This is a genomic window from Streptomyces sp. NPDC057654 (assembly GCF_042800135.1).
GTDB lineage: Bacteria > Actinomycetota > Actinomycetes > Streptomycetales > Streptomycetaceae > Streptomyces.
Genome location: NZ_JBHVHQ010000233.1, coordinates 1 through 10,477 on the forward strand (window position 1 = coordinate 1; position 10,477 = coordinate 10,477).

General features: G+C 68.2%; 14 protein-coding genes. All 14 read right to left on the reverse strand.

The window, feature by feature from the left end; all coding sequences use genetic code 11:
• On the reverse strand, positions 1-328 hold a 328-nt coding region (locus tag ACFU99_RS19020; protein WP_384393228.1), incomplete at its 3' end, for an HU family DNA-binding protein.
• A gap of 181 nt (positions 329-509) precedes the next feature.
• Positions 510-1,301: a phiSA1p31-related protein gene (locus ACFU99_RS19025; RefSeq protein WP_384393231.1), complete on the reverse strand. Its 792-nt coding sequence runs from the start codon at positions 1,299-1,301 to the stop codon at positions 510-512.
• A gap of 30 nt (positions 1,302-1,331) precedes the next feature.
• Entirely contained in the window at positions 1,332-1,739 is a 408-nt protein-coding gene (locus ACFU99_RS19030) for a hypothetical protein (protein ID WP_384393234.1), read from the reverse strand.
• Between the two features lie 15 nt (positions 1,740-1,754).
• On the reverse strand, positions 1,755-2,471 hold the full coding sequence (locus ACFU99_RS19035; RefSeq protein ID WP_384393236.1) for a hypothetical protein: 717 nt from the start codon (positions 2,469-2,471) through the stop codon (positions 1,755-1,757).
• A gap of 40 nt (positions 2,472-2,511) precedes the next feature.
• A complete protein-coding gene (locus ACFU99_RS19040; protein WP_384393239.1) occupies positions 2,512-4,011 on the reverse strand; it encodes a DNA cytosine methyltransferase in 1,500 nt (499 codons plus the stop codon).
• A gap of 204 nt (positions 4,012-4,215) precedes the next feature.
• Positions 4,216-4,830 (reverse strand): hypothetical protein, encoded by a 615-nt coding sequence (locus ACFU99_RS19045; protein WP_384393242.1) that lies wholly within the window; start codon positions 4,828-4,830, stop codon positions 4,216-4,218.
• A 76-nt stretch (positions 4,831-4,906) separates the two neighbouring features.
• Complete coding sequence (locus tag ACFU99_RS19050) at positions 4,907-5,194, reverse strand: hypothetical protein (RefSeq protein WP_384393245.1); 288 nt, start codon at positions 5,192-5,194, stop codon at positions 4,907-4,909.
• Positions 5,195-5,297: 103 nt separating this feature from the next.
• The gene (locus ACFU99_RS19055) at positions 5,298-6,209 is read right to left on the reverse strand and encodes a hypothetical protein (RefSeq protein WP_384393248.1); all 912 of its coding nucleotides are present in this window, start codon (positions 6,207-6,209) and stop codon (positions 5,298-5,300) included.
• 87 nt (positions 6,210-6,296) lie between these two features.
• A complete protein-coding gene (locus ACFU99_RS19060) occupies positions 6,297-7,427 on the reverse strand; it encodes a PD-(D/E)XK nuclease family protein (RefSeq protein WP_384393251.1) in 1,131 nt (376 codons plus the stop codon).
• Between the two features lie 100 nt (positions 7,428-7,527).
• Positions 7,528-8,073: a hypothetical protein gene (locus tag ACFU99_RS19065; RefSeq protein WP_384393254.1), complete on the reverse strand. Its 546-nt coding sequence runs from the start codon at positions 8,071-8,073 to the stop codon at positions 7,528-7,530.
• A gap of 14 nt (positions 8,074-8,087) precedes the next feature.
• Positions 8,088-9,014: a phage recombination protein Bet gene (gene bet, locus ACFU99_RS19070; RefSeq protein WP_384393257.1), complete on the reverse strand. Its 927-nt coding sequence runs from the start codon at positions 9,012-9,014 to the stop codon at positions 8,088-8,090.
• 27 nt (positions 9,015-9,041) lie between these two features.
• On the reverse strand, positions 9,042-9,386 hold the full coding sequence (locus ACFU99_RS19075; protein ID WP_384393260.1) for a hypothetical protein: 345 nt from the start codon (positions 9,384-9,386) through the stop codon (positions 9,042-9,044).
• 104 nt (positions 9,387-9,490) lie between these two features.
• Positions 9,491-9,700, reverse strand: a complete 210-nt coding sequence (locus tag ACFU99_RS19080; protein ID WP_384393263.1) for a hypothetical protein — start codon at positions 9,698-9,700, stop codon at positions 9,491-9,493.
• An 89-nt stretch (positions 9,701-9,789) separates the two neighbouring features.
• Positions 9,790-10,353 (reverse strand): hypothetical protein, encoded by a 564-nt coding sequence (locus tag ACFU99_RS19085; RefSeq protein WP_384393265.1) that lies wholly within the window; start codon positions 10,351-10,353, stop codon positions 9,790-9,792.
• Positions 10,354-10,477: the final 124 nt, after the last annotated feature.

Genomic DNA, 10,477 nt, shown 5'->3' on the forward strand with positions numbered 1-10,477 from the left:
GGCGGGGGGTCTTGGGGTCCTTCTGGATGCAGTTGCCGATGGCGGGCATCGGCCTGCGGCCGGAGACGAGATCGCTGAAGCGGGTGCCGGGCCGGAACCGCACGACGCGCGAGGAGGCCCGCTTGATCTGCTCGCCGTTCTGCGGGTTGCGGACGACCCGGGCCGGTCGGGCCTTGGGGACCAGAGTTCCGAAGCCGGTGACGGAGACGGCTTCTCCAGCGGCGACGGCGCGCACGATCGTGTCGAGCACGGCGTCAACCGCGTCGGTCGCCTGCCGTTTGCTGCCGACCCGAGGCGTGACGGCTTTGATGAGCGCGGCCTTGTTCACAGGGTTCCTTTCGCTTCGTATCCAGGACGGATCGAGTGCGCGGCGCCGGGTGCGCCACGCGGACGGGAGCGGGCTGAGGCCGGTGCCGGGGTCCTCCCCGGATCCGACTGGAGTGTGCGGGCATGGGGGCGGCACCCGAAAGCAATCAGATTTCATAAATGTCACCTATCTCTTGTTGTGGTCATTCCGACAGGCGTCGCAGCGGCCCGCCGGCCATGAGCACCATCGCCAGTGGCAGGGTCACGCCGGAGCGGTCCACGGAGACGACGACCGGGTCCTCGCCGGACGCGGGCCGCGCGGCGATGCGCCAGACCTGTCCCAACCGGTCGGCGTAGCTGGCACCGACCTCGTAGGACAGCCCCTCGTGCAGGAAGCGGCGCGCACGCACCGAGGTGGCCCACCCCGCCAGCAGCACGTTTCCGCTGTGAGCACGCGCACGCGGCATCTGCAATCCGATGAAGTCCGGCCCTGCCGTGACGACATACGCCGCGCGCCCGGCTGCGGGCGTCATCTCGACCTCCTCGCCGGCGGCCTCCCACAGGGCAAGGTCCTCGGGGCGAAGGCGGATCGCTTGCCGTCGTTGAGTGGAAGGCTGCGCTTCCGCGAGCAGCCTGCTGCGCCAGGACAGGCTGGCCGCATAAGTGGCGACGGGCACCGCCAGCTCGGCGGAGCCTTCGCTGAAGTGCAGAACCGGGAGCCCGGAGCGGGTGGCGTGCTCCACGTACACGTGGTCGGCGGCCTCCAGCCAGCTGCGCAGGACACGGGCGTCGTCGTGGCCGAGGGGAGCTGTCCAGTGCTCCCCGTCGACCGGGGTACGGGCCACGGCGAGAGAGGACGTCCCACCGGCGATGGCGTGCAGCCACCGGCGTGAGCAGTCGAGGACGACCGTGTTCAGCTCGACCGGATCGGCCGGACTGTGCGAGGCGACTTTGTCGAGGAGGGCGGACAGGTCTTGCGCCTTGATAGCGAACATCTTTCTCCTTGGGGTGGGTTGGTGAAGTGCTTACGGGCGGGGGGATCGTTTCTGCTCGCGTCGGCGGACCTGGACGAGCCGCGCCGCTTCCCGGCACCAGGGGCAGGCCCGTTCACCGCGCCGGTAGTGGGCGCGGGCTCCGGCTTCGGTGCCGTGGTCGATGGGGTCGTCCGCCTCTGCGAGTTCCATCGGATGGGCCCCGTGGCAGGTCGCCCGGATCTCTCCGTCCAGCCACAGGCGTCCGCCGCAGATCCCGTCGAAGCGGCTGTGCCGTGGCAGGACGAGGGCGACACATCGCGACCGGAACGGGCACTGCTGGCACACAGCCAGCAAGGCCCGCGTCTGCGGCGCCTTGAGTGAGTCCATGGCCGCGCCGTCGGGGGTGAAGCGCGTGTCCCCCGCACACGGTGCCTCGCTGACCCACCAGGTACCGCTCACCGAGTTCTCCGCCGTTTACGCGGTCGGCGGCAGCGTCATGAGCCGCACGAGTTCGTTGCTGGTGCCGTAGGGGTGCCGGTAGTCGTGGAGCGGGGTGAGATGGCAATGGGCCAGGTCTGGTATCGCGAAAATCCCGCTCACCAGCAGCCTGAGGACGTTGTCGCACTCGCTCGCCCAACGGCGTCGGGTGGTGAGGCTCCGGGTGCCGTCGTCAGCAGTGCCTTCGACGATCTCGATGATGCGGCCCCCGGAACAGTGCCCGTCCACGACGACGGCGGTCGCCTCGGGGTGGTACTCGCGCACCAGCTCGGCGATACGCGCGGCGCGGTCGGGCGGCGGCAACTCCAGCGACCAGCTGTGGTTCTCGCTCACGCTGTTGCGCCGCATCATCGCCCAGACCGGTGATTGGTGCGGCATGAGCGCGCTTTGTATGTCGGCTTCGATGCTCTTGGCGATTTTGGCGACCGTGTGCTGTTCGTCGCTGCCGTCCCACAGGCAAGGGCGTGCGCCGAGCGGGCTGGACTGCGCGCCGAGTACGCCTTTCAGATCCACGGCCTGGGTCGGGACGTCGTAGGCGAGGGCGACGTGAGCGGCCTCCGGACAATGGCAGCGGATCCTCGCGCTGATGTGGTCGAGGACTGTGAGCCAGTGCGCCTGCTCGATACGCCACAGCTCGGTGGTCAGCGCCGCTCGTCGGCGGGCAACGGCAATGAGGTGATGCTGATTGGTCATATCAGGGGTCATGGTGTTGTAGTCCTTTCTTCTTCGGGGGTCAGGCCAGGACGGACCGGAGGCGTTCGCCCAGCCAGCGGGCGACGTTGACGGACACCGCATTGCCGGCCTGCTGGGTCTGGGCCGCTTTGGAGCCCAGAACCTCATAGGTCGGGGGAAACCGCTGCGCCGACAGCTGTTCGCGCGGCTGGAGCATCCGGAAGTAGCAGTCGTTGATGTCCGGCGCGCTGCGCACTACGGCCGCCGAGTCGCGGGTGGCCAGGGTGTGCAGGGGCTCGGCCGCCGATTTGGGCGCGGCCTTGCGGTACGGGATGACCAGCGTGTTGCGGGCTCGGTCGCGGGCCACACCGTCGGGGACGACCAGCCCGTGATGGCGCGCCGTGCTGATCGTGCTCAGCGGATTGTCCACGGGAGCCGCGTCGCAGTTGTTGCGGAACTCCACGATGAACGGACTCGGGTCGACGGTGACCAGGGCCTCGCTCTCACGCGTCGTACGCGTGCGCATGGGCACGCCGACCGAGGCCGGGGTGTCGTTCCACGAGCCGCCGACCGGTACGAGCAGGGCCTCGCCGAGCTTGGCCGTGCGCGTCGGCAGCGGCCGCGTGTGCGGGGCGAAGGCACGGTCGGTGCCGTCTTTGCCGTGGGTGAGGGTGACCAGGCTCGGATCGAACGGGAACTTGGCCAGCCCGGCTTCGATACGGCGCATCGTGTTCGGCACCAGCGGCCGGGTCCGGTCCCCGATGCGCTGGCCGATGTCATCCCACATGATCACGTCCGAGGCGGGGCGCACGTACGGCTCGACCAGGGAGTGTGCGCAGCGCGTGTTCGGGCAGCGGTAGTCGTACTGGACCTGGTACTTGCCGACGCGGACCTTCGGGTCGCGCCAGCTCTGGCGGGCCTTGACGTCCTGGCCGCACCCGACGCAGTACGCGAGCGGACGCGGCGCGAGGTCGGGGCGCCGGACACCGGCCAGGGTGAAGACGATGTACACACGGTCGCGCCACTGCGGCGCGTACGGGTTGGTCTCCGAGCCGATGTGCGCGGAGGAGACCGAGACGACCTGAACGCGGTAGCCGAGCTTCTTCATGGCCCTGGTCCACTCGGGGAACAGCAGCCAGTCGGTGATGAACTCCACGACGTTCTCGACGACGACGCAGGGGAACTGTTTGGCCTCGGCGGCGCGCAGTACGCACCAGGCGGTCACCCGGGTCATTTCGAAGGCTTCCGGCGGCAGTTCCCGCCACTGCTCCTCTTCCTCGAAGAGGGCGTCCTGCGCCGGGTCGGGTTGCCGCTTCTTGCCGCCGGCGGGGCTGATCTCGGTGCAGATGACGCTGGCCCACAAGACCAGGGCCCGGGGAAGCCAGCGCATGGGGTAGTTCTGGATGTCCGCGCAGCGCGCGGCGGCGGTGGGGTGGTTGAGGGCGAAGGTATCGACTGCGGTTTGCCAGTGGTTGATGCCGAGGACCGGGTCGAATCCGGCTTCCCGCAAGCCGGTGGGGTCGCCGCCTGCTCCGCAGAGCAGGTGGACAGATCGGGACATGGTGTTGGTTCTCCAAGAGGCGGGCCGCCCGGCCCGGGGGCCGGGCGGCCGTGGTCAGGACTCGTCTGGATTGCGTGGCTGGCGGCGGTGGCGGTTGTCCTCGATCCCCAGGACGATGAGCGCCCCGAGGCCGAGGAGACAACCGATCAGCAGCCAGATCACCGGTTTGCGCACCGAGGCGGGCGTGGTACGCGGCGCGGCCGGTCAGTCATGGCTGCGGGTGACGCGGACGCTGGTGATGTTGCCGACGTTCTCGAAGAGTGCGAGCGGGAAGCCCTCCGACTCGGGCCGCTCCCAGACGCAGCGGTAGCCCTCGTCCGAGACCAGCCGCTCTGTCCACTCGAAGTAGCGGGCGACGGCCGTGCCGGGGGTTTCGATGCCCGCCGTCTGGTTGTGAGCGCCGCTGAAGGCGGCCACGTGCGTTGCCGACACGATCAGTCGCCGCGTGAACGTCAGGGCGTCCAGCGCGTCGATGCGGGCGAACATCGGGATGAGGCTGTTGCCGTGGTGACCCTGCGGCCCGCCGGGGGTGGAGTCGTACAGGACGGTGTGCCGCGAGACGTCCTCGACGTGTCGCCGGATCACGGTCCAGCCGGTGACTTCATTCGGGTCGACGGGCAGGGCGCGCACGGAAGCGATGCTCAGCTCGGTGCCGTCACCGAGCTCGGCGCGGATGTAGTTCTCGCCGCCGCCCGTCTCCATGTCGGTGACCCAGCCGTTGTGGCGCAGCGGTGCGATGACGTGGCGGTAGCCGTGGAAGAGCTTGAGCCACAGCGGGTCGGCGAGGCCGTTGTGGTTGGGGAGTGCTGCGATGTTCATTTCGGTCTCCAAGAGGGGTGGAACCAGCGCACCACGGGTGCACCTTTGAGCAATGTGACCTATCTCGGGTGTGCGTTCAATTCGCGGTGGGCAGTTCGTGCGAGGCGAGGACCTGCACGACCCACATCCGCCCGTCGCGCGTGACGGAGCAGCCGACGGGGCGACCCTGATGCCACAGGGCGAACGCCGAGCCGCGCTGGCTGCGGCTGATCGACTCGGTCAGCTCGCGAACCCCGTCGGCGGCGCACTCGACGGAGCAGAACGGCCCCTCGGCCATGACGGGGGCGGCGCGCGGACCGTGGACGACTTCGCCGATGACGAGGTAGGCGGCGGGGCCGAGAGGCGCGGCGCTGGTGGCGGTCATGGAGTCTCCAAGAGGTTCGAGGTCCGAAGGGGTTTCGAACTCATATTTATATCTTATGCGCGTTGGCTTGGTCGTCAATGTTGGCGATCATTGAAACCGCTTACTAAGTAGTGGAGTTGGAACCGCGCGCACGCCCCATCCGGGCCAGGTCACGCACCCGCTGCTTCGCCATCGCCAACGCTTCCGGGTCCGTCTCGGCCACGCGGCGCTCCTGCTCGGCGAAGAACTGCCGCAACCAGTCCTGCTGCGAGGCGTGCTCACGGTCGGCGGCCCGACGCTGCTCCCGCTCTCGGCACGCCCGCGCGTTCGTCCCGCAGCCCCGGCAGTTGGCAACCGACTGCGGATGCTTCGGGCAGCCGCCCGGCGGCGGCTCCCCGCCGTCTGCGTCCGGTTCCCCAACAGCGAGACCTGTGGGGGGAGGGGGGGAAGGAAGGGGTGAGGAAGGAGAGGGAAAAGAAGGGGATTCCCCAGGGGAACCCTCGCGGTTTCCCTGCGGAAACCTGCCACGTTCCCCCTCGGCAACCCTCGCCTCCCCCTCCTCAGGGTTCCCCGGGCGCAACCCACCCCCGCCGGACATCCCGGAAGCCGCCCTAGCCTCCTCCCGTGCCGCCACATCGCCCTGCGTGCGAGCCGCCGCCGACGGCTTGCGCCGCGTGACCTGCCGGGCGAGTCGAGGGTTCTTCGGGGCGCGCTGCGCCGCACGGCGACGCTCGATCAGCTCCTCCGTGGAGGGGATCGGCGGCACCCCGTACGGGAACACCCGGTACTCGGCGCGGCGCCCCACGCGGCCGACCTCGACCCGCTCGACCAGCCCGAGGCCGACCAGCTGGGTCACGACGGTTATGGCCTGCTTCTCGCCCACGCCGGCCCAGGCCATCATCCGCTCCAGACCTGGTCGGGCCAGACGGGTCTGATCGTCGGCCGAGTCGGCAATCTTCATCAGGACGAACTTCTGCGCTTTGTTGATCACCTCCTTGGGCAGGTAGGCCGCCGCCACCAACAGTTGGATGCTCACCAGTACCTCTCCGTATGACGTCCGGTTCAGGACGCGCCGGGACAGGAGCAGGGCCGGTGCGGGCCCTGCCCCAGCCGGAGCGCGGGGTCAAGGTTTCTTGCGCAGGGTGACGTTGATCCCCACCGACGTGCGCTTGTCGTGATCCAGCCGCACGGGCACGGCGATGCGGGCTGCCTTCAGCTGCGCCTTCATCGCGGCCGCGTCGGGGGCCATCGGCACCTCCAGCTCTGCGCGGCGGAAGAGCGCGGCCATGGCGTCGACGTCATCGGTCTTGGTGGGGTTGTCCCCGCTCCACGACAAGACGTTGTCGCCGTAGGCTCCCGGCGCGGAACCGTCGAGTTGGGCGCGCAGGAACTTCTGACGGTCCTTGAGCGGCTTGATCTCCTCCGTGACCTCGACATACTCGGCCAGCAGCTTGGCCCGGTCCTCGTCATCGTGGACGAGGATGCTCTGCGGGCGGCGCCCCGCCGCGGCAGCGCCCCAGCAGGCCGTCTTGAACGGGCAGTGGTCGCACACCGCCGACAGGCCGGGCCCTTGGAAGGTGCGCGGCAGTTCCTCGGGGGATGCTGCGGAACGCACCTGCTGGACCCACCACCGCGCCCCGCGGCCGCGTTCGGCGTTGAACGCGATCTCCTGTACGTGATCGTCGCCGGAGTCTCGGTTGAGGAACCGGAAGCGGATGCGGCCGACATTCACGGGCCCGAGGCGTGCCAGTTGGCGCTGCCCCTCGATGTCTGCGAACCCTTCGCTGTGCAACAGGTCTGCGTACAGCAGGACTTGCCGTATCTCCGCCTCGCTGGCTCCGTGCCGCAGGATGTTGTCCCACTGGTAGGTGCTCTTGGTCTTCACGTCCTCCACCGTGGTTTCCTCGGCCGGGAGGCTCGGGCGCAACCGCTTCGGCAACCGACGGGCGGCGGAGCCGTCGAGCTGCACGGCGTCGATGTGGCCCCGGATCGTTTCGTCTTCTACGCGGCGCTCGATGATCCAGCCGAACTCCTCGCGGGCGGAGGTGAGCATCCCTGCGTGCAGCCAGGTGCCGAGAATCGCCTTGCGCTTCTCGCCGCCGTCGGTGGGTGTGCGGCCGTGCAGGAGGTACCCGGCGCGCCGCGCGCACACGGTGTCGCTCGCGCCGATCTTCGACTGAAGCGAGCGCGGCCGGCGCGCATCCGTCGCGTGAGCAGCAGGCCAGAGGCTGACCGGCTGACCGGTCGTCGTCATAATGATCTCCGTGAAAGCAGGGTGCCGCCCAGCGAGGCGAGCGGCACTAGGGGCCGGTCGTCCGTCGGGGGCACGCTCGGTGCCCCCGACATCGCGTTGGCTATGGACGGATGTGCGCGTTCATCAGGAGCTCAAGACCGTGGGGAACGCCGCCCGTTACCGACGTACCGACTGGATAGACGGCGCGCTTGTCGAGCACCGCACCCCCATCGGGCTGCCGGGTGGCTGTCACCAGGTACTGCACGCCGTGAACATCACGGATGTTGAGGACGCGCTGTTCGGCCCGCCCGGGAATCTCCTCGTTGCGGGGCACTGAGCCGCCCGCCCGCCTGCGCCGAAAGGTTTCTGCCGCCTCAGGGCTGCTCTCCGGCGAGATGACGAACCCTTCGTACCGGAAGGCCACCGCTTCTACGCGAAGCGGAGGCAAGTCCAACTCGGCGGCCAGTTCGGCGTACGTGATGAGAACCGTCGGAGCATCCGCAACGTCCCACGACGTCGCGGGCACGGGCCACTCCAGCCACTCCAGGCCGCCACCATCCCGCCTGCGCAGCACCAGGATCGCCGGGCGTTCGTCCCACTCGGTGCGTCCGCTCAGGTACGACTCGCCCAGTGTGAGGATCTCTTCTTGAATATCGATGTGAGCCATGGGGTTTCTCCAGCTCAGGTTGCGTCGGAACGGGGCTCGGACGACTCTGCAACTGGCGAAGGCTTCTTCCTCGGCGCTCGCTTGCGAGGCGACTTGGACTTCTCCGCAGTCGGCACGTTTTCCTCCGACGGCATCTTCACCGGCTTCTTCGGCGACGGCTTCGCCTCCTGTCGCGGCGCTGCGTCACCCGGCTCGTCAGCTTCCAACCCAGCCGCGGTGCGCAGACGTTGAGCCGCATCGTCCGCCGCTCCTGCGACGACTTCCGCGTCGGCCTGGGCCATCTCCTCCTCGGCGTACACGCCGGACAAGTCCTGGGGGGCCGCCATCCTCAACGCACTGGCCTCGGCGCACTTGCGCAGCATGTGCGCCGGCATGGTGCGCCACATCTTCGCAACCACGTACTGGCTGCTCTTGGGGTCCCAGTACGCGGGTGCGAATTCGCTCCACCTCGCGATGAAAGGGAAACGGCTGGCTCCCCGCAGAACGGTGACCTTCACCGCGGCGGGCGGGCCGGGCGCGAGCCATACCTCGTGAGCCCGGCCTTCACCGTCGTAGCACACGGTGTCCTCGTAGGAGATCCGCTCTCCGGTCCGTTCGGCCGCGCGGTGAGCGATCGTACGGAAGCCGTCGATGCCGGTCTGGATCGTCCACTTGATCGGGTTCTCGTCACGGTCGTCGCCGTAGTTCTTCCTCCCGATCATGTAAATCTGCCGGGCGAACGGATCCAGACCGCTGCGCACGCAGTAGTGGAAGAAGACAGCGAGCTGCGGGCGCGGCGCATGTTCGAGTCCGGGGGTGATCAGAGCCAGGGCGCTGACCTGTTTGCGGTCGAACTCGTTCTGGTCCGCGCGCAGGACGACCGCGCTTGGTGCGGCCTCCAGCGGTGGAGGTGTTGCAGCCGGAGAGGGTGTGTCCCCTACGGCCTCGGTGGTTTCTTGCACGGTCTTTCTCCAAGAGGTTCGTTTGTCTCAGTCCGCGCGCAGCGCGCGGACCTCGAAGAGTGAGATCCACTCCGGACGTCGCTCGATCAGCAGGCGCACATAGCGGGAGCGGAAGTTGTTGTTGAGGTGGAACTCATCGCCCCTGGTGTCCTGGACGTAGCGGCAGCGCAGCACTTCGAAGAGCATCCCGATGCCTACGCGCCGAGCGCCTCGGGCGATGTATTCGGCGGTCAGCCGTTCCAACGCGTCGAGCACCCAGGGGTTGAGCTGATGGAACTCGGCGAACCGCTGCTGGATCGTCATCGCTGCGGAGCCAGCCTCGGGCTGCCGCACAGTCAGGATGACCAAGCCCGGAATCTCTTCCTGGCTCACTGTCGCACCCTCCCCACAGGTGACCACTTGAAAGAATGTCACCTATCTTGACGGCTCGACAGCGGATCATCAACCCCACTGACGCCGGGGGCGACTTCACGCCTTCACGACCAGGTCGAGCCAGCCTCGGCCTCATCCTCCATGCGCGCCTCGCGCTCCTGGACGACACGGGACACATCCGCGACCATCCGGGCCGCGATGTTGGAGTCGGGCTTCATCATCGCGTAGCGCGACAGCGCCTGCTCGACGATCAGAACTTCAGCCCACCTCATGACGGCGACTTCGTCACCGGCGGGCGATTGCACGAACTGCACGATTGCCTCCTTATGCGAATGCGGCCACCCCAAAGGGTGTTACATATATCTTATTCGCATATCGGCTCTACGTACAGTAACTACGCAGGTCAGAGACCCTTCTTGGCGTGGCGTCCTCGTGTAAGAACCTTCGAGCCGGGACCGTCGTACGTGCCGTCGCGGAGAGAGGCAACCACGGACTCGTCCACCTCCCACGGCACGCTACGAGCACTCTCGCGAAGCGCGGGCACTGCGTCGATCACGGTATCCAGCAGCCACAACTGCGAGCCGGACAGCAGCCAGTCACTATCGGCGAAGCGGCCCGAGGCGACCGCCGTGGACAGGTTGCCCTGCGCCGGCAGGTGGAAGATCTGGATGATCTCGTGCTGGCCCACGATCGGCGGCAGTTTCTCTCCGAGGTCAGCCATCCAGCCTTCCCCCTGCTCGGCGATGAGCTGACCCTTCACACGCAGGTCCACCTGCTTGAACCGCGGGGTGGTCGTGCCGTAGCGCACCGCGAAGCCCAGCGGCCAGTACCGCACCCCCGAGACAACCGTGGCGGTGGCCGGATCCAGCGCCCCTCGGCTCGGGCTCAGCCACTGACCGACCATCTGCGGCGCCACCCCATACAGGGCAGCGAACTCCTGGTGCCCCACCAGGTACGGCTTACGCACCTTGCTCCGCACCTCACCAACTTGTCGACCCGCGGACGGACGAAATGGTAACGGTGCGCAAGCACCCCCTGCTCAGTCGAGACGCTGGTACCGTGGTTCTCGGTCTTCCAAGAGGCCCGAGGGC

Bases quoted from the DNA above. Each gene is read 5' to 3' on its own strand.
- ACFU99_RS19040 (WP_384393239.1), bottom strand. From the start codon at position 4,011: ATGTCCCGATCTGTCCACCTGCTCTGCGGAGCAGGCGGCGACCCCACC.
- ACFU99_RS19065 (WP_384393254.1), bottom strand. From the start codon at position 8,073: ATGGCTCACATCGATATTCAAGAAGAGATCCTCACACTGGGCGAGTCG.
- ACFU99_RS19035 (WP_384393236.1), bottom strand. From the start codon at position 2,471: ATGACCAATCAGCATCACCTCATTGCCGTTGCCCGCCGACGAGCGGCG.
- ACFU99_RS19050 (WP_384393245.1), bottom strand. From the start codon at position 5,194: ATGACCGCCACCAGCGCCGCGCCTCTCGGCCCCGCCGCCTACCTCGTC.
- ACFU99_RS19025 (WP_384393231.1), bottom strand. From the start codon at position 1,301: ATGTTCGCTATCAAGGCGCAAGACCTGTCCGCCCTCCTCGACAAAGTC.
- ACFU99_RS19060 (WP_384393251.1), bottom strand. From the start codon at position 7,427: ATGACGACGACCGGTCAGCCGGTCAGCCTCTGGCCTGCTGCTCACGCG.
- ACFU99_RS19045 (WP_384393242.1), bottom strand. From the start codon at position 4,830: ATGAACATCGCAGCACTCCCCAACCACAACGGCCTCGCCGACCCGCTG.